Below are 17504 nucleotides of genomic sequence, written 5' to 3' on the forward strand. Positions count from 1 at the left end.
CTGGGGCACGATGAGGCATGGCTGCGCGGGGGGTGTGGGCGATCCGGGCCGGACGGGGGTCCGTTGCGGCGACGCTGTTGGCGGGCGCGACGGCGATCGCGCTGGGGACGGCGGTGGCACTGCTCGGCTTCGTCTGGCCGGACGTCGGGAGCGACACCACCGACGTGAGCGAACCCTGCACCGATCCTCCGTGCGCTCCCGAGTCCCTCCCTTCGGGGGTCGAGCTCGTGGAGGCGTCGCCGACCGTGCTGCCCGTGGCCCTCGTCGCCGTCGCCGTCCTGCTCGCCCTGGCGGCAGCGGTCGCGATCCTGCGCGCCGACCGCGGCCGTGCGGTGCTGGCGCGGTGCGCCCTGCTGGTGGCGGGGCCGGTGGTGGTGCTGGTCGGCGCCGAGGTGGTGCCGCACGTGGCGAGCCCGTGCTGGGCCGGTGAGATCCCGGACGTCTGCGAGGCCACGCCGGAGCACGGCTACGACTACGCCGGCGCCGCCCACCCGTTCGGGCACGCCCTCCTGGGCTGGGTCCCGCTGGCGCTGCTGCACACCTGGGCCGTCCGGCGCTGGTGGCCGGAGATGGTGCCGCGGTGGGTCCCGGGCGCCCAGCGGCGCTCAGAGGCGCAGGCACGCGGATAGGCCACCGCCTCGACCTTCAGGTCGGCCGCCACCTTCGCGAGGACCACGAGGTCGAACCCGTCGCTGTGGCGGTCCTTGTCGGCGAACCGTTGAGCCGCGGTGGGAAGGGTGGAGGCTGGCAAGACACCCACCCCGGCGGCATGGACCGAGCGCCGTCCGTGGTGCTGCAATGACGGCATGCGGTTCGAGGTGACGACCAAGGCGTCCCCGGGGCAGGTGCTGGACGCGTTCACCGACTTCTCCGACCGCCGACTGGAGACGTGGAAGCGCACCCCGAAGCTCTACGACTGGTCGGACCCGACGGTGGTCCGGTGGACGGTCGTGGAGAGCAGCTACGGGGGCGGCGGCGCGAGCGAGATCCGGCTGGTGCCGCGGGATGGTGGCACGCGCCTGTACGTCGAGTACGACAACACCGACCCTCGGCCCGCCCAGAAGCCTCTGATGTTCCTGCTGCACCGTGGCCCCATGGGCCGCATGATCGCCCGCATGTGGACGTCCACGCTGCACCGGTACGCCGGGTCGGCGGACCGGTAGGGATGCCGACCCCCGCGGAGATCACCCGGCACCACGCCGAGGCCGACGTGGTGTACGTCGGCGCCCACCGGACCGGCTACACCGTGCGGATCGAGGAGCCCGATCCCACCTGGTCCGAGCGGTACCGCCGCCTCGAGGCCGAGGTCCGCGCCGTCCTCGGCGATCGCGTGCTCGGCATCCAGCACATCGGCTCAACCTCCGTGCCCGGGCTGCCGGCCAAGCCCGTCATCGACATCGACCTCACGGTGGCCGACCCCATCGACGAGGCGTCGTACGTCCCCCCTCTCGAGCGACTCGGGTTCGTGCACTGGCTCACAGAGCCGGACTGGCACGAGCACCGCCTCCTCAAGCAGCTCGACGAGCCGCGCACGCACCTCCACGTCTTCGGCCCCGACTGCCCCGAGGTGGTCCGGCACCGGATGTTCCGGGACTGGCTGGTCGCCCACCCCGAGGACCGCGAGCGGTACGCCGCCGCCAAGCGTGCGGCGGCCGCCGAGATGGCTGCCACCGGCGACGACAACGGCGTCCTCGGCTTCGGCATGCGCTACAACCGGGTCAAGGAGCCGGTCGTCCGCGAGATCTACGACCGGATGTTCCGTGCCGCCGGTCTGCTCGACTGATGGTTCTGTGATCTGATCGCCGGATGGCCGAGCACCCGACACTGGTCGTGATCCGCGGGAACTCGGCCGCCGGCAAGTCGAGCGTCGCTCGCGAGCTGCAGCTGGCCATGGGCCGAGGAACGGCCAACATCGGACAGGACCACTTCCGACGCGTCGTCCTCCGCGAGCACGACGTACCTGGCGGCGACAACATCGAGCTGATCGCCAGCACTGCCCGACACTGCCTGGCCATCGACTACCACGTGATCCTCGAGGGGATCTTCTTCTCCGGCCACTACGGACCGATGCTCCGCTCGCTGGTGGCGCAGCACCGGGGACCAGCGCACGTGTTCTACCTCGACGTCACCCTGGAGGAGTCGCTCCGGCGGCACAGCGGGCGGGCTCTCGCGCTCGAGGTTCCGGCCTCGAGGGTGCGTGGGTGGTACGTGCCCACCGACACGCTCGGCATCGACGGCGAGGTCGTCGTCGATGCCGATGTCTCGATGGACGCGGTGCTCCGCGTCATGCGCGACCACGTCGGCGACGTACCTCCTCGGCACGCGCCCGACCCCGCACGGTTCCTCTGACCGGGGCACGCGGTCAGAGCTGGCGTTCCACCACCAGCTCGTCGTCGTCCCACTCCCCGGTCTCGACGAACCCGAGCGAGCCGAAGAGCGCCCGGCTCGCCGTGTTGTCCGGGTGGCACGAGGCCCGCACGAGACGGCGGTCGGCGCGCCACCCGTCGAGCAGTGCCTCGACGGTCGCCCGACCGATCCCGCGTCCCTGCTGGTGAGCATCGACGAGGAGCCCGCCGATCCAGTGGGAGCCGTCGTCGTCGACGCCCCACATCACGTGTGCGACGGCAGTGCCGCCCTCGAAGACGCCAAGGTTGTGCCAGGTCTCGCCGTAGACGCCCAGCAGCAGGTACCGCGCTCCGAGGGCGGCGACGAACCGCCGCTGCTCGTCGTGGGGCGCGAGGTCCGCCACATCGCGCCAGTTGTCAGCCGTCACAGGGGCGAGCGTCAGGTCCACGCCGCGCATCCTAGGGACGGTCAGAGCCGGGCGACGTACCGCCGTCCCCGTAGTGCCTCCTCGACGAGCCCGACGGCGCGGCGTGTCGACTGCAGCCGCGCCTCGTCGAGCTGGAAGGTCTGGACGGCGGCCTCCACGACGTCCAGCGTGACGACGTCCTTAAGGTCGGACCTGATCTCGCTGAGTCCGCGACGGGAAGCGGCCTGCTGCGCCTCGACGTGCAGGACCGCGAAGCGGGCGAGCACGACGACGTGGCGACGTAGGCCGGGATAGCGGCGGTACTCCGCGGGGCACAGGTCCAGCAGCCAGCTCACTGCGGTCGCCTCCCAGTCGGGTGCGTCGGGAGGGCGCACCTCCCGCGGCCAGCCGGGGGGCGCGACGAGGCTCATGGCCAGTAGATCTCGACGCCGTCAGGTGCGGTGAGCATGACCTCGGCCTGTTCGGGGGTGAGGGTGCGGGTGCCGGTGTGGTCCACGAGGTAGCAGAGCCCGTGGGGGGTCTGCCACAGGTGTCGTCCGGGGTCTGCCTGGCGGCAGCGGTAGCCGCCGTAGGTCTTCCAGCGGTGGTGCCGGCGTCGGAGTGGGCCGGAGTTGTGGGCGCCGGTCTGTCCCGGGGGTCCGCCCCGGTCGGGGGGCACGTAGGGAGTGGGATGGTCGAAGTCGACCCGGTCGCGGCTCGCGGTCCGCGGCGAGAAGGGGAACACGTCACCGCCGGTCTGGGTCCACACGTGGTCCTTGACCCGGTCGGGGTGCTCGTAGGCGTCGACCCGGCGTCGTTGGGCCAGGTCCAGGACCGGCTTGATGGTCACGTCCGCGTGGCCGAGCAGCTCGGCCAGGGACTGCACGAGCAGCGGGCCCAGGCCCTCGACCCGCGCGATGCCGGCCTGCCGGGTCAGCGACTGCTCGGTGACGTGCACGAACACCGTGCCCCGCCCGTGCATCGCGGCCAGCTGCCGCGGCGACATGCCGGCCAGCCGCTCGACCGTCCCGGCCAGGTGCTCCGGCGCCCACAGCGGACGCACGGACTCACTGGGCTCGTCGGACTCGTCGGACTCGTCGGAGTCGGCGGGCTCGTCGGAGTCGCCGGCGGAGTGGTCGGTGTGGTCCAGCAGCAGCCGGAGCAGGTCAGCCGGCCGGGCCAGCCAGCCCAGGGCGTCGGCGCGCAGCTCGCCGCGGTTGTGGTCGTGCCCGTGCTCGAGGGCGAGGATGTCGGCGACCCGGTCCACCAGGGCGTCCAGCCACACCGCGTCGCCCGACCGCACCCGGGCGATCACGTGGCGGAACCCGAACTCGTCGGCCCGCGACAGCGTCACGTAGCGCTCGTGGCGGGACCGCTCCCGCTCCATCGCGTGCCCCTCGGGGTCGGCCTCGACGACCTTGGCCCGCGCGATCTCCAGCACCGTGGCGGGCGCATGCCCGGCGATCGCGGCGGCGACCGCGCGGTCCACCACCCCCACGTCGGCGGCCGGCACCCGCCGGGAGAGGACCGCGACCTTGCGCGCCACCCACGGCTCGCACGCCCCGTCTCGTACCTTCGCCCACGTCAACGGCAGGCGGTGCACCAGGTCCAGCCCGTCGGCCACCAGCGCCCGCGTCGTCGCCGGGTGCGTCTCCCGCGCCATCGCCAGCTCGGGCACGGCGTACTCCCGCAGGGACGGCGTCCCCTCTCCTCCCGGGGACACCATCGGGTCGCGCTCGTCGCGCGGCTGGCCGTGCAGGACCGCCCACTGCACCGCCAGCTCGAGCTCGGCCACCTCGGCAGCACGGCGTACCGCCAACGCCCGGGTGGCCTCGACCAGGAGCCCGGCCGCCGAGAGCTCGTCGACGCACACCGGCGTCTGAGGCGTCTCGGCGGGGGTCAGGGCCATGCCACCCATTCTCTATCGAACATGTGTTCGAGTCAAGGGCATCTTCCCAGGTTGTCTCGGTGTCATCTCTCAAGAGATCGGTGACAGTTCTGAAACGTCACACGACAACCTTGATGCGCCACACTTCCAGTCGTGCCTCTCGACATCGTCGTTGTCACCGGACCCCTGCTGGACGACTGGCGGTCGATCCACAACGCGGTCATCCCGACCGCCCCACTGTCTGCCGCGGAGGTGACGGAACGAGCCCCGCGCAACCGGCTGACGGTTGCCCGCCTGTCAGGGGAGCTCGTGGGGAACGCCACCGTGCGACCGCCCCACGACGGCGCCACCGCCACCGTGATCGTGCGCATCCTGCCCGAGCACCGCTGCAGGGGCCACGGCGCCGCCTACCTCGAGGCGGAGCTCGCACAGGCGCGATCCATGGGTGCCCGGCGCATCGAGACCGTGGTGCTGGAGTCGAACGCCGACGGCCTGCGGTTCGCCCTGGCGCACGGGTTCGTCGAGCACGACCGCTACCTCCGCGACGGGGACACCGTGCCGTTCATCGACCTGCACCTGCCGGGCTGACGGTCACGACGCTCCGGCCTCGGGAAGCCCCCGGAGCCGCACCGAGAGGCAGGTGACGCACCCCTCCATCTTCTCGAACTCGGAGATGTCCACGGTCACGACGTCGAGCCCCCGGTCGCGGAACAGCTCGGCGGATCGCGGCGCCGAGGCAGCCATCAGCACGGTCCCGCCGTCGAGGAGGACGACGTGCGCACCCGACTCCTCCGGGACCTCGTGGAAGTGACCGGCCCACACGTCGGGGTCGTCGACCAGCGGGCGGTGCCCGATGACGGTGCCGTCGGGCAGCGCGGTCACGGCGGTCTTGAGGTGGAGGACCTTGTGCACGGGGACCTCGATCACCTCGGCACCGAACGGGGCCAGGTGCTCCCTCAGCTGCGCGGCGCCCTCGTGGTTGGTGCGCCCCCCGGTGCCCACCCACACGCGGCCGTCGAACTTGAGCACGTCACCCCCGTCGAGCGTGCCCGGCGCCTCGATGCGGGCGACGCGGTAGCCGAGCCCCGCCACCGCCTCCTCGGCGGCCGCGGTCTCGCCGCGGCGCTCCTCCGCGCCCGGGTGGCTGATGACGGCGAGGTCGCCGTACACGACCATCGTGTCCTCGACGAACACCGAGTCCGCGAGGTCGTCGGCGGCCTCGACCTCGTGCGTGGTCCAGCCGGCCCGGTGCAGGGCGTCGACGTAGGACTCCCACTGGTGCCGGGCGAGGTCGACGTCGACGTGGTCGCTGCGCGAGATGTGGGTGACGAGGCCCTCGCCCATCCTCGAGGACGGACGACGGACGAGCGCGTGGCGTGACTCCATGGCAGGACGCTACTGGGTTCCCGCCCGCCAGGTCGGCGCCACCTCGCGCCGATAGCGGCGGCCGAACAGCGCGGTGATCACGGCGAGGACCGGACCCGGGATGGCCGCCTTCAGCCCGTCCCGCTCGCGCGCACCCGCGCCGTCCTGCATCCAGGCCAGCGAGCGGCCCGTGTCGGCCATCGTCCCCGGCCGGAGCTTCTTGGCGGCGGCCTTCCACTCGGGATCGTCCTCGTGCTCGGCCAGGAGCGGCTCGACGTCCTGCTCCTCGTGCTCGAGGTGCGCGTCGATGACCGTCCTGGACCGGGCGAGGACGTCGGCCGCCTGCTCCGCGAGGTCGGACGTCGGGTCGGCGACCACGGAGTCGATGGCGCGGGTCGACTCGGTCAGCGCCTCCTTCATCGCGGCGTGCTCCCCCTCCATCGCGGCCATCAGGTCCGGGTCGGCGCCGCGCGAGAGCAGGAACGGCCAGATGACGGCGTCCTCCGCCTCGTGGTGGTGGGTCAGCTCCCTCACGAGGTTCTGCCAGGCCCGCTGCACCTGCCGGGCCCGCGCCCGGTCACCGTCGGGCAGCGCGCGCAGGGCTCGCTCGGTGCGCGTGACGTCGCGTCGTACGGCGGCATGGATGACTTGGTTCACGCTCATCGTGGCCATGACCGCGACGCTACGACGGGACGCCCGGCGGGGCGACCCGCATTTCGATCAAACACAGCGGGCAAGACCTACAGGGTCTGCACCCAGTTGCGCAGCAGCGCGGCGCCGGCGTCGCCGGACTTCTCCGGGTGGAACTGCGTGGCCCACAGCGGGCCGTTCTCCACGGCCGAGACGAACCGCTCGTCACCGTGCGTCGTCCACGTGACCAGCGGCGCGCGGGTGCGGTCGTTGGTGACCAGCTCCCAGCGGCGGGCGCCGTAGGAGTGCACGAAGTAGAAGCGCTCGTCCTCGATGCCGGCGAACATCCGGGTGCCCTCGGGGGCCTCGACGGTGTTCCAGCCCATGTGGGGTACGACGGGGGCGTGCAGCCGCTCGACCGTGCCGGGCCACTCGTCGCAGCCCTCGGTCTCCACGCCGTGCTCCACGCCGCGGGCGAAGAGCACCTGCATCCCCACGCAGATCCCGAGCACGGGGCGACCGCCGGCGAGGCGACGACCGATGATCCGCTCGCCCTTGATGGCCCGCAGCCCCGCCATGCACGCGGCGTAGGCCCCGACACCCGGCACGACGAGCCCGTCGGCCTCCAGCGCGGCGGTGAAGTCGCTCGACAGGGTCACCTCGGCGCCGGTGCGCTCCGCGGCCCGCACGACCGAGCGCAGGTTGCCCGAGCCGTAGTCGAGGACGACGACCTGCTTGGCCGCCCCGCTCAAGAAGCGCCCCCGAGCGTGCCCTTGGTCGAGGGCACGCCCGTCTCGCGCGGGTCGATGGCGATCGCGTCGCGGAACGCGCGGGCGAACGCCTTGAACTGCGCCTCCACCAGGTGGTGGGGGTCGCGGCAGGACAGCACGCGCACGTGCAGTGCGATCTGGGCGTGGAACGACAACGACTCGAAGACGTGGCGCGTCAGCGACCCCGGGTAGGCCGCGCCGCCGAGGCCGCCGATCTGGACGTAGACCTGCCCATCGGGCTCGCCGGTGTGCACGCAGAAGGGACGCCCGGACACGTCGACCACGGCCTGCACGAGCGCCTCGTCCAGCGGGACGGTCGCGTCACCGAAGCGGCGGATACCGCGCTTGTCACCCAGCGCCTCGCGGAGCGCCTGGCCGAGCACGATCGCGGTGTCCTCGACGGTGTGGTGCGCGTCGATGTGGGTGTCACCGTTGGCGTGCACGCGCAGGTCGACCAGCGCGTGCCGGGCGAACGCGGTCAGCATGTGGTCGAAGAAGCCCACCTGCGTGGAGATGTCGGCGCGGCCGGTGCCGTCGAGGTCGAGCTCGAGGACGATCTGCGTCTCCTTGGTCTGGCGCTCGAGCTTGGCGGTACGGGTGCTCATCTCTTGTCCTCCATGACGTCGGTCAGTGCGTCCTTGAATGCGTCCATCTCGGCGCCGGTCCCGATGGAGACCCGCAGCCAGCCGTCCGGCCCGGTCTCGCGGATCAGCACGCCACGGTCGACCAGGCCCTGCCACACGGCATGGCGGTCGGCGAAGGTGCCGAACAGCACGAAGTTGGCGTCGCTGTCGGCGACGGCGAGGCCGCGTCCGCGCAGCCAGTCGACCGTCGCGTCCCGCTCGGCGCGGAGCTCGTCGACCCGGCCGAGCAGCTCGGGGGCGTGCCGCAGCGCCGCGAGCGCGGTCGCCTGGGTCACTGCCGAGAGGTGGTAGGGCAGCCGCACGACCCGGATCGCGTCGCAGATCTCCGGTGCCGCGGCCAGGTAGCCCACCCGGGCGCCGGCCAGCGCGAACGCCTTGCTCATCGTCCGCGTGACCACGAGGTTGCGGTGGTCGTCCAGCATCTCCAGGGCGCTCGGCGTCCCGGTGCGGCGGAACTCGCCGTACGCCTCGTCGACGACCACCAGGCCGTCCCCTGCTGCCTTGCAGAGCATCGAGACCGCCTCGGGCGGAAGGGCCGTGCCCGTCGGGTTGTTCGGCGACGGGAGCAGCACGACGCTGGGCCGCCGCTCCTCGACCATCGCGCGGGCGGCGTCGAGGTCGAGGGAGAAGTCCTCCTCGCGCCGGCCGGCCACCCACTCGGTGACCGTGTCGCGGGCGTACTCGGGATACATCGAGTACGTCGGGGCGAAGCTGAGCGCCACCCGTCCCGGCCCGCCGAAGGCCTGCAGGAGCTGGAGCATGATCTCGTTGGAGCCGTTGGCCGCCCACACCCGGTCGGCGGTGATGCCGCTGCCGCCGGAGGTGTTGAGGTACGCCGCCAGCGCCTCGCGCAGCTCCACGAACTCACGGTCGGGGTAGCGGTTGAGGGTGGCCGCCGCCCGGCCCACCGCGGCCGCGATGTCCGCCGCGGCCTCCGGGGAGGGGCCGTAGGGGTTCTCGTTGACGTTGAGCTGGACCGGCACGTCGAGCTGGGGCGCGCCGTACGGCTCGATGCCGCGCAGCTCCTCCCGCAGGGGCGGCCATCCCGACTCCGAGGCCCACTCCTGCTCGGACGGGGCGCTCACCGCTCGAACCGCACGGACACCGCGGTGCCGTGGCCGGGCAGGTCCTCGGCCTCCGCCAGGGTCACGACGTGGTCGGCGACCTCGGCGAGCGCCTCGCGAGAGTAGTCGACGACGTGCATCGACTTGAGGAACGCGCGCACGCTGAGCCCGCTGGAGTGGCAGGCGCAGCCCGCCGTCGGCAGGACGTGGTTGGAGCCGGCGCAGTAGTCACCCAGCGACACCGGGGCGTAGGCGCCGACGAACACGGCACCCGCGTTGGTGATCCGCGCTGCGTGCTCGGACGCGTCGCGGGTCTGGATCTCGAGGTGCTCGGCGGCGTAGGCGTTGACCACGTCGACGCCCTGGTCCATGTCGTCGACCAGGACGATGCCGGACTGCTGGCCGGTCAGCGCCTGCTGGATGCGGCCGGTGTGGCGGGTGGCGAAGACCTGCTTGTCGAGCTCGGCGGTCACGTCGTCGGCCAGGACGGTCGAGTCGGTGACGAGCACCGACGCGGCGAGCGGGTCGTGCTCGGCCTGGCTGATCAGGTCGGCGGCGACGTGGGCCGGGTCGGCCGAGTCGTCGGCCAGGATCGCGATCTCGGTGGGCCCGGCCTCCGAGTCGATGGCCACCGTGCCGCGGACGAGCCGCTTGGCGGCCACGACGTAGATCGAGCCCGGCCCGGTGATCAGGTTGACCGGCCGGCACGGACCGGCGCCGTAGGCGAACATGCCGACCGCCTGGGCCCCACCCACGGAGTAGACCTCGTGCACGCCGAGCAGCTCGCAGGCGGCCATGATCGTGGGCTCGGGCAGGCCGCCGGTGTTCTTCTGGGGCGGGCTGCTGAGCGCGATGCTGCGCACGCCGGCGACCTGCGCGGGGACGACGTTCATCACCACGCTGCTCACCAGCGGGGCGAGGCCGCCGGGCACGTAGAGGCCGACGCGGTCGATCGGCACCTTGCGGTGGGTGACGACGGCGCCCTCACCGAGTCGGGTCACGACGTCGTGCTCGAGCTCGGCCTCGCAGGTGGCGCGCAGGCGGCGGATCGACTCCTCGAGCGCCTCGCGGACCTTCGGGTCGAGCTCCTCGAGGGCGCGCACCATGGCCTCGCGGGGCACGGCGATGTCGTCGATCTCGATCCGGTCGAACTCCGCGGAGTACTCCAGGATCGCGTCGACGCCCCTGGCCTTGACCGCGTGCAGGACCGGTGAGACCAGATGCGTCGCGGCCTCCACGTCGAACTCCGCGCGCGGCACGGCGGCGCGGTAGTCGACCGTGGCGCGGTCTGCTCCCCTGAGGTCGATGCGGCGGATCATGGGCCCAAGTCTAGGGACCGCGCCACGCCGCGGCCGAACTCGTGCCGCCTCTGGACAGCGCTAGGGTCGGAGCGTGAACGCTCCTCTGCCGATGTTCCCCCTCAGCACGGTGGTGTTCCCCGGGGTTTCCCTGCCGCTGCACGTGTTCGAGGACCGCTACCGCGCCCTGGTCGCGCACCTGCTCGAGGTCGACGACCCGGCCGAGCGCGTGTTCGGCACCGTGGCCATCCGGGAGGGCTACGAGGTGGGCGACCACGGATCCCAGTCCCTCTACCGCGTCGGCGTCCGGCTCCAGCTGACCGACGTCGAGGCCAACGACGACGGCACCTTCGAGATCGAGGCCGTCGCCCGGGAGCGCATCGTGCTGCACGGGCTCGACGCGTCCGGCGACTTCGCGGTCGGTGACGTCGCCGACCACCCCGACGTCGAGGGTCCTGTGCCCGACGAGCTGCTCAACCGCGCCCGGGCCACTTTCACCGCCTACCGCGCGGCGATCAGCGAGCTCCAGGGCGCCACGTTCTCCGGCACGCTGCCGCGCGACCCCGGCTACCTGTCCTGGACGCTCGCGGCCCTGGCCCCGCTGCCCATGGCCGAGCGGCAGTCCCTGCTGGAGGCCGACTCGCCCCTCGAGCGGCTCGAGCTGGTCACCTCCCTGCTCCGCGAGGAGCTCCGCGCCATCAACGTGATCCCGTCCCTGCCGGCCACCGAGGTGGCCCGCACGGCCTGGTCGCCCAACTGAGCCCGCCGGTCGGCATGGCCAGGAGATCCGGTGGCGGTACGCCGGCGACCGTCGCCCTGGCGGCGGCGGGCATCGAGTTCACGCTGCACCCCTACGAGCACGACCCCCGCGCCGCGTCGTACGGGCTCGAGGCGGCGGGGGCGCTGGGCGTCGAGCCGGAGCGCGTGCTCAAGACCCTGATGGCCTCGCTCGGCGGCACCCTGGTGGTCGGTGTCGTCCCGGTCGTCGGCCAGCTCGACCTCAAGGCGCTGGCCCGCGCCCTGGGCGGCGGCAAGGCGGCGATGGCCGACGTCGCCGCGGCCGAGCGGGCCACGGGGTACGTCGCCGGCGGCATCTCGCCGGTCGGCCAGCGGCGCGCCCACCCCACGGTCGTCGACGAGTCGGCCCTCGCCTGGCCGACGGTCTTCGTCTCGGGCGGACGACGCGGTCTGGACGTGGAGCTGTCACCGGCCGACCTGGTCGCGGTCACGCGAGCGACCACGGCCCCGATCGGCCGGTGAGCGTCCTTCAGTCGGTCGTCAGCCTGACGACGGAGTGGGACACGCCGTCCTCGAGCCAGCCGGTGACGCCGAACGCCGAGAGCGGCTCGATGTTCTCCGCCACCTCCGGGTCCTCGTCCCCGGCCAGGCGCGCGAGCCAGTTGTCGTCGGCGTCGAAGTCGACGAAGAGCACTGCCGCCGCGCCGTCGGTGTCGTCGACGACCTCGTCGAACGCCTCGGAGTCACCCAACGAGCCACCGCCGGCCAGGCTGGCGCGGTAGTCGGCGTTGGGGCTGATCGCGACCCTGTCGCCATCGGTCTCGGTCTCGAGCATGTCGGCGTCCGGGCCCAGCTGTGGCTTGATCTTGTCGAGGACGCCCTGGATCTCGTCGGGCTCGCCCTGGATGGTCAGCCCCACCGGGAGCTCGCCGGGACCGCCGTTGAAGAACGCCTCCAGGTCCAGGCCCGAGCCGACCGACAAGGCCATCGCGTCGCCCGCGAGCGTCTCGGCGTCGGCGGGCAGGTCGAGGCCGGACTGCTCCGACAGCTGCGACATCAGCTCGTCGACCGACACGTCGGCGCCGCCGAGGGTCGACATGTTGTCCACCATCGCGGTGAACCAGCCCTCGGAGAACCCGAGGCCGAAGGCCGCGACGGTGTCGTCGGGCAGGCCGGCCACCAGGTCGGCGCCGCCCGCGTCCAGTCCGGAGAGCGCGGTCATCGACTGGCTCGAGTCGAGGGCCGTCTCGACCTCCAGCGCACCGTCGTCGAACCGGACGGTGGCCGCGGCGCCGCCGAAGTCGGCCAGCGACTCCTCCATCTCCGGGGTCAGGCCGTTGTCCGCCTCCGGGTCGAGCCCGTCCATGCCCGCCATGCCGTCCATCTCGTCCATGCCACCGACCGAGCCGAGCATGGCGTCCTGGGCGTCCATCAGCTGGCCGACGTACTTCCCGGCGGCCGGGGCGGCGTACATGGTGATGACCCCGGGATCCCCGGCCTCCTCGGTCCAGCGCTGGAAGTCGGCGTCGTCGGCGAGGGTGCCCTCGCCGGCGTCGGCCACCACGCCCTCGGCGATCTCGGCCGTCTCGCCGATGACCGCCCAGTCGCCCTCCACGGCCCACCCGGCGGTCGCTGAGTCGACCTCGTCGCCGCCGCAGGTCTCCTGCAGCGTCGTTAGCCCCTCCTCGGCGCCGTCGGCGTCGGTCACCTGGACCACCATCACCGGGGACGGCGACTCGGCGCCGGTGTCGACGGCCGCGACGGCCACCCGGTCACCGAGCCACGGCTCGACGTCGGCGGCGTAGTCGAGCCCGTCGCACTCCCCCGACTCGGTGAGCTCGGTGAAGAGGCGCTCGCGCAGGTCGTCCTCGGTGTCGAGGTCGACCTTGTCGGCGAAGGCGGGGAACTTGCGCAGCGTGCGGATGGCCTCGATCTTCTGCTCGCCGCTCGGGTCGAGGTCGACGCTGACGTAGCCGATGGTGCCGGCGGGCAGGGCCTGCGCCGGCTGGTCCCCCGTGCTGAGGAAGCTCGAGGCGGCCCAGGCGGCGCCACCCCCGACGGCGACGAGGCCGAGGAGGCCGCCGAGGACGATGACCCGCTTGCGGCTGTCGCTCGGGCGCGACCCGCCGGGGACGGGACTGCCCGCCGACGACTCGAGGTACTCGGGACCCGAGGGACCCTGCGGTGTGGTGGACATGTGGAACCCCCGTGTGCGGCGTGATCAGACGGCGGCAGCCTACCCAGCGGAGGCGTGCCCGACCCCGCGAACGCGGCGACCTCGCGTGGTGAACCAGACCACGGTCAGCCCCACCACGGTCCCCACCGGGAAGGCCAGAAAGGCGCTCGACGTGAGCGACCACGACGCCTCGTCGGGGTCGGGGTCCTGCACGGCGACGCGCAGGTCGCTGGGCAGCCGCTCGAGGTCGTCCATGGCGGCGGCCAGGGGGCGCGGGTCCGGCGGTCCCAGGCTGTGCCCGACGGTGAACATGAGCCACCCCGCCAGCACCGATCCCACCGCTGCGGCCACCAGGGTGGTCAGCTCGCGCCCCACCAGGAGCCAGCCGAGCGCGGCGGCGGTGAGCAGGCCGGCGACGAGGGCGATGACGACGTACCAGCCCGTGCCGGAGAACTCGTAGTCGGGACCGGACGGCTCCAGGATCCACTCGCCACGGAAGACGATCCCCACCGGCGGGGTCCACAGCCACTCCCACACGACCCCGGCGATGGCGCCGACGACCGCGAAGGTGCCCAGGACCACGGCCGACCGGGTCGCGACCGCGCTCACCCGGCCAGGCACCCCGGGCCCAGCAGCTGCTTGAGGTCGGCGAAGAGGGCTGGGCTCGGCGTGACGCGGTGGTGGTCACCCACCTTGAGCACGATCGTCCGGTCCCGCATCCGCACGTGGAGGATGACCTCGGTGACGCCGGGGTGGGTGGCCAGGACGTCCTTGAGGCTGTCCACGGTGCCGGGGTTGACCCGGGTGTGCGGCAGGTTGACCGCCACCGGGCCGCTGGGACCGTCGGAGATGTCGGGGACCGAGACCTCCTGGGCGCGCAGCTCGGGCTGGTCCTTGTCGCGGGACAGCTGGCCCTTGATCCGCAGGATCGCGTCCTCGACCAGGTGGTTGGAGGCCAGCTGGTAGGCACTGGGGAACAGCAGCACCTCGATGGCGCCGTCGAGGTCCTCCAGCGTGACCGTGGCCCAGGCGTCGCCCTTCTTGGTGATCTTGCGCTGGACGCTGGTCACCAGCCCGCTGATGGTCAGCGTGCTGCCGTGGGCGCGCTCCTCGTCGAGCATCAGCTGGCCGATGGTGCAGTCGGTGCCGTTGGAGAGCACGTGCTCGAGGCCGAGCAACGGATGGTCGGAGACGTAGAGGCCGAGCATCTCCCGCTCGTGGCCCAGCAGCGTCATCTTGTCCCAGTCGTCGATCTCCGGGATGGCGATGCTGGTGCCGAAGCCACCCTCGGACTCGTCGAGCCCGCCGAAGAGGGAGTCCTGGCCGATGGCCTCGTTCTTCTTGATGTCGATGTACTGGTCGACCGCGGTCTCGTGGATGGTCACCAGCGCCCGACGCTTGTGCTTCATCTCGTCGAACGCGCCGGCCTTGATGAGCGACTCGACCACGCGCTTGTTGCACACGTGGGCGGGGACCTTCTCCATGAAGTCGTTGAAGTCGACGTACCGGCCCTTCTCCTCGCGGGCGGCGACGATCCCGTCGACGACGTTGGCGCCGACGTTGCGCACGGCGGTGAGGCCGAAGCGGACGTCGTGCCCGACCGGGGTGAAGTTGGCGTGGGACTCGTTGACGTCGGGCGGGAGCACCTGGATCTTCATCCGGCGGCACTCGTTGAGGTAGATCGCCGACTTGTCCTTGTCGTCCTTGGTGCTGGTCAGCAGGGCCGCCATGTACTCGGCCGGGTAGTTGGCCTTGAGGTAGGCGGTCCAGTAGGAGACCAGGCCGTAGGCCGCGGAGTGGGCCTTGTTGAACGCGTAGTCGGAGAACGGGAGCAGAATGTCCCACAGGGTCTGCACGGCCTTCATGGAGTAGCCGCGCTCGACCATGCCGCCGGAGAAGATCTCGAACTGCTTGTCGAGCTCCTCCTTCTTCTTCTTGCCCATCGCGCGACGCAGCAGGTCGGCCTGTCCGAGCGTGTAGCCGGCGAGCTTCTGCGCGATCGCCATGACCTGCTCCTGGTAGACGATCAGGCCGTAGGTCTCGCCCAGGATCTCCTCGAGCGGCTCGGCCAGCTCGGGGTGGATGGCCTCCACGGGCTCGCGCCCGGTCTTGCGTCGCGCGTACTTGTTGTGGGAGTCGGCACCCATCGGACCCGGCCGGTAGAGGGCACCGACGGCCGAGATGTCCTCGAACTTGTCGGGACGCATCGAGCGCAGCAGCGACCGCATCGGGCCACCGTCGAGCTGGAACACGCCGAGGGTGTCGCCGCGCTGGAGCAGCTGGTAGGTGGCCGGGTCGTCGAGGGTGAGGTCCTCCAGGACGACGTCCTCGTCGCGGTTGACCTTGATGTTCTTGACGGCGTCGTCGAGGACCGTGAGGTTGCGCAGCCCCAGGAAGTCCATCTTGATCAGGCCGAGCGACTCGCACGTCGGGTAGTCGAACTGCGTGATCATCGCGCCGTCGGCGGGCCGCTTGAGCAGCGGGATGACGTCGATGAGCGGCTCGCTGGACATGATCACGCCGGCCGCGTGCACGCCCCACTGCCGCTTGAGGCCCTCGATCCCGATGGCGGTGTCGACGACCCGCTTGACGTCGTTGTCCTGCTCGTAGAGGCCGCGGAACTCCCCGCCCTCGCCGTAGCGCTTGTGGCCCGCGTCGAAGATGTCCTTGAGCGGGACGTCCTTGCCCATCACCGCGGCCGGCATCGCCTTGGTGATCCGGTCGCCCATGGCGAAGGGGTAGCCGAGGATGCGGCTGGAGTCCTTGACGGCCTGCTTGGCCTTGATGGTGCCGTAGGTGACGATGTAGGAGACCCGGTCGTCGCCGTACTTGTCGGTGACGTACTTGATGACCTCGCCGCGCCGGCGCTCGTCGAAGTCGATGTCGAAGTCGGGCATCGAGACGCGGTCGGGGTTGAGGAACCGCTCGAAGATCAGGCCGTGCTCGAGGGGGTCGAGGTCGGTGATCCGCATCGCGTAGGCGACCATCGAGCCCGCGCCGGAGCCGCGGCCGGGGCCGACGCGGATGCCGTTGTCCTTGGCCCAGTTGATGAAGTCGGCGACCACGAGGAAGTAGCCCGGGAAGCCCATCTGTGTGATGACGCCGAGCTCGAACTCGGCCTGCTTGCGGACCGCGTCGGGCACGCCGCCCGGGTAGCGGAAGGCGAGGCCGGCCTCGACCTCCTTGACCAGCCAGGAGTCCTCGTTCTCTCCCGGCGGGCAGGGGAACCGGGGCATGTAGGTGCCGTTGCCCTCGGTGAACTTCACGTCGCAGCGCTCGGCGATCCACAGCGTGTTGTCGCAGGCCTCGCGCAGGTCGTACTTGTCGACCCACAGCGAGCGCATCTCGGCCGCGGACTTGACGTAGTAGCCGTCGCCGGAGAACGCGAAGCGCTGACCCGGACCGTCGCCGGCGGGGATGTCCATCGTCGAGCCGGAGTTGATGCAGAGCAGGTGCTCCTGGCTCTTGGCGTCGGCCTGGTGGACGTAGTGCGAGTCGTTGGTCGCCAGGAGCGGGATCCGGAGGTCCTTGGCGAGCCGCAGCAGGCCGTCGCGGACCCGGCGCTCGATGTCGAGCCCGTGGTCCATCAGCTCGAGGAAGTAGTTGTCGCGGCCGAGGATCTCCTGGTAGTCCGCTGCGGTCTGGCGGGCGGCCTCGTAGTTGTTGTGCCGGAGGTGGACCTGGACCTCGCCGGAGGGGCAGCCGGTGGTGCCGATGATCCCGGCGCTGTGCTGCGACAGCAGCTCGCGGTCGGCGCGCGGGTGCTGGAAGAACCCGTCGCGCCACGCACCGGTCGAGAGCCGGAACAGGTTGTGCATGCCCTCGGTCGTCTCGGACAGCAGCGTCATGTGCGTGTAGGCACCGCGGCTGGAGACGTCGTCGGGACCGCCCTTGTAGAAGTTGACGCGCTTGCGCTCGAAGCGGCTGATGTTGGGGGTGAAGTAGGCCTCCATGCCGATGATCGGCTTGACCCCGGCGGCGGTGGCCTTCTTGTAGAACTCGTAGGCGCCGAACACGTTGCCGTGGTCGGTCATCGCGATGGCCGGCATGCCGAGCTCGGCGGTGTGGTTGGCCAGGTCGCCGAGGCGGGCGGCGCCGTCGAGCATGGAGTATTCAGTGTGGACGTGCAGGTGCACGAAGCTGTCGTTGGAGCCGGCCGACATCGGGGTCTTCCACACC

The 17504-nt window shown here is 71.7% G+C and carries 19 protein-coding genes; 7 read left to right on the forward strand and 12 right to left on the reverse strand.

The window, feature by feature from the left end; all coding sequences use genetic code 11:
* The first annotated feature begins 17 nt into the window (after positions 1 to 17).
* The 4 genes from DAI17_RS17665 (at position 18) to DAI17_RS17680 (ending at position 2349) form a co-directional block, all read left to right on the forward strand.
* Positions 18 to 629, forward strand: coding sequence for a hypothetical protein (locus DAI17_RS17665; RefSeq protein WP_159081618.1), 612 nt, complete (start codon positions 18 to 20; stop codon positions 627 to 629).
* Between the two features lie 177 nt (positions 630 to 806).
* On the forward strand, positions 807 to 1163 hold the full coding sequence (locus tag DAI17_RS17670) for an SRPBCC family protein (protein WP_107774546.1): 357 nt from the start codon (positions 807 to 809) through the stop codon (positions 1161 to 1163).
* Between the two features lie 2 nt (positions 1164 to 1165).
* Positions 1166 to 1783 carry a GrpB family protein gene (locus tag DAI17_RS17675; RefSeq protein ID WP_107774547.1) on the forward strand — a complete coding sequence of 206 codons (618 nt, stop codon included), beginning with the start codon at positions 1166 to 1168 and terminating at the stop codon, positions 1781 to 1783.
* 23 nt (positions 1784 to 1806) lie between these two features.
* Positions 1807 to 2349, forward strand: coding sequence for an AAA family ATPase (locus DAI17_RS17680; protein WP_107774548.1), 543 nt, complete (start codon positions 1807 to 1809; stop codon positions 2347 to 2349).
* A gap of 13 nt (positions 2350 to 2362) precedes the next feature.
* On the opposite strand, the gene DAI17_RS17685 is transcribed toward DAI17_RS17680, so the two are convergent.
* From DAI17_RS17685 to DAI17_RS17695, 3 genes are read right to left on the reverse strand one after another with little or no spacing between them, the layout of a single operon-like run.
* Positions 2363 to 2794: a GNAT family N-acetyltransferase gene (locus DAI17_RS17685; RefSeq protein WP_199905188.1), complete on the reverse strand. Its 432-nt coding sequence runs from the start codon at positions 2792 to 2794 to the stop codon at positions 2363 to 2365.
* Positions 2795 to 2814: 20 nt separating this feature from the next.
* Positions 2815 to 3183, reverse strand: coding sequence for a hypothetical protein (locus DAI17_RS17690; protein ID WP_107774550.1), 369 nt, complete (start codon positions 3181 to 3183; stop codon positions 2815 to 2817).
* Entirely contained in the window at positions 3180 to 4661 is a 1482-nt protein-coding gene (locus tag DAI17_RS17695) for a hypothetical protein (protein ID WP_107774551.1), read from the reverse strand. The genes DAI17_RS17690 and DAI17_RS17695 overlap by 4 nt, the downstream gene beginning before the upstream one ends.
* 132 nt (positions 4662 to 4793) lie before the next feature.
* Between DAI17_RS17695 and DAI17_RS17700 the strand changes: the two genes are divergently transcribed.
* Complete coding sequence (locus DAI17_RS17700; protein WP_107774552.1) at positions 4794 to 5228, forward strand: GNAT family N-acetyltransferase; 435 nt, start codon at positions 4794 to 4796, stop codon at positions 5226 to 5228.
* A 3-nt stretch (positions 5229 to 5231) separates the two neighbouring features.
* On the opposite strand, the gene ddaH is transcribed toward DAI17_RS17700, so the two are convergent.
* The 6 genes from ddaH to hisD form a co-directional block, all read right to left on the reverse strand.
* Positions 5232 to 6026 (reverse strand): dimethylargininase, encoded by a 795-nt coding sequence (gene ddaH / locus DAI17_RS17705; protein WP_107774553.1) that lies wholly within the window; start codon positions 6024 to 6026, stop codon positions 5232 to 5234.
* A gap of 9 nt (positions 6027 to 6035) precedes the next feature.
* Positions 6036 to 6677, reverse strand: a complete 642-nt coding sequence (locus DAI17_RS17710) for a hemerythrin domain-containing protein (protein WP_107774554.1) — start codon at positions 6675 to 6677, stop codon at positions 6036 to 6038.
* 68 nt (positions 6678 to 6745) lie between these two features.
* Positions 6746 to 7387: an imidazole glycerol phosphate synthase subunit HisH gene (gene hisH / locus DAI17_RS17715; RefSeq protein ID WP_107774555.1), complete on the reverse strand. Its 642-nt coding sequence runs from the start codon at positions 7385 to 7387 to the stop codon at positions 6746 to 6748.
* Positions 7384 to 8010, reverse strand: coding sequence for an imidazoleglycerol-phosphate dehydratase HisB (gene hisB, locus DAI17_RS17720; protein ID WP_107774556.1), 627 nt, complete (start codon positions 8008 to 8010; stop codon positions 7384 to 7386). The genes hisH and hisB overlap by 4 nt, the downstream gene beginning before the upstream one ends.
* Positions 8007 to 9134 carry a histidinol-phosphate transaminase gene (locus DAI17_RS17725; protein WP_107774557.1) on the reverse strand — a complete coding sequence of 376 codons (1128 nt, stop codon included), beginning with the start codon at positions 9132 to 9134 and terminating at the stop codon, positions 8007 to 8009. Before DAI17_RS17725 ends, hisB begins: the two co-directional genes overlap by 4 nt.
* Positions 9131 to 10432 carry a histidinol dehydrogenase gene (gene hisD, locus DAI17_RS17730; RefSeq protein ID WP_107774558.1) on the reverse strand — a complete coding sequence of 434 codons (1302 nt, stop codon included), beginning with the start codon at positions 10430 to 10432 and terminating at the stop codon, positions 9131 to 9133. The genes DAI17_RS17725 and hisD overlap by 4 nt, the downstream gene beginning before the upstream one ends.
* 73 nt (positions 10433 to 10505) lie before the next feature.
* Here hisD and DAI17_RS17735 point away from each other — a divergent pair, with 73 nt between their 5' ends.
* Positions 10506 to 11171, forward strand: a complete 666-nt coding sequence (locus DAI17_RS17735) for an LON peptidase substrate-binding domain-containing protein (protein ID WP_107774559.1) — start codon at positions 10506 to 10508, stop codon at positions 11169 to 11171.
* Between the two features lie 14 nt (positions 11172 to 11185).
* A complete protein-coding gene (gene ybaK / locus DAI17_RS17740; protein ID WP_107774560.1) occupies positions 11186 to 11671 on the forward strand; it encodes a Cys-tRNA(Pro) deacylase in 486 nt (161 codons plus the stop codon).
* Between the two features lie 7 nt (positions 11672 to 11678).
* Here ybaK and DAI17_RS17745 read toward each other — a convergent pair whose 3' ends face one another.
* From DAI17_RS17745 to dnaE, 3 genes are read right to left on the reverse strand one after another with little or no spacing between them, the layout of a single operon-like run.
* Positions 11679 to 13346 carry a DUF3352 domain-containing protein gene (locus DAI17_RS17745; RefSeq protein ID WP_107774561.1) on the reverse strand — a complete coding sequence of 556 codons (1668 nt, stop codon included), beginning with the start codon at positions 13344 to 13346 and terminating at the stop codon, positions 11679 to 11681.
* Positions 13347 to 13385: 39 nt separating this feature from the next.
* A complete protein-coding gene (locus tag DAI17_RS17750) occupies positions 13386 to 13934 on the reverse strand; it encodes a hypothetical protein (protein WP_159081619.1) in 549 nt (182 codons plus the stop codon).
* The gene (gene dnaE / locus DAI17_RS17755; RefSeq protein WP_107774563.1) at positions 13931 to 17488 is read right to left on the reverse strand and encodes a DNA polymerase III subunit alpha; all 3558 of its coding nucleotides are present in this window, start codon (positions 17486 to 17488) and stop codon (positions 13931 to 13933) included. The genes DAI17_RS17750 and dnaE overlap by 4 nt, the downstream gene beginning before the upstream one ends.
* Between the last annotated feature and the right edge of the window lie 16 nt (positions 17489 to 17504).

It is taken from the genome of Nocardioides sediminis (assembly GCF_003047295.1).
GTDB lineage: Bacteria > Actinomycetota > Actinomycetes > Propionibacteriales > Nocardioidaceae > Nocardioides > Nocardioides sediminis.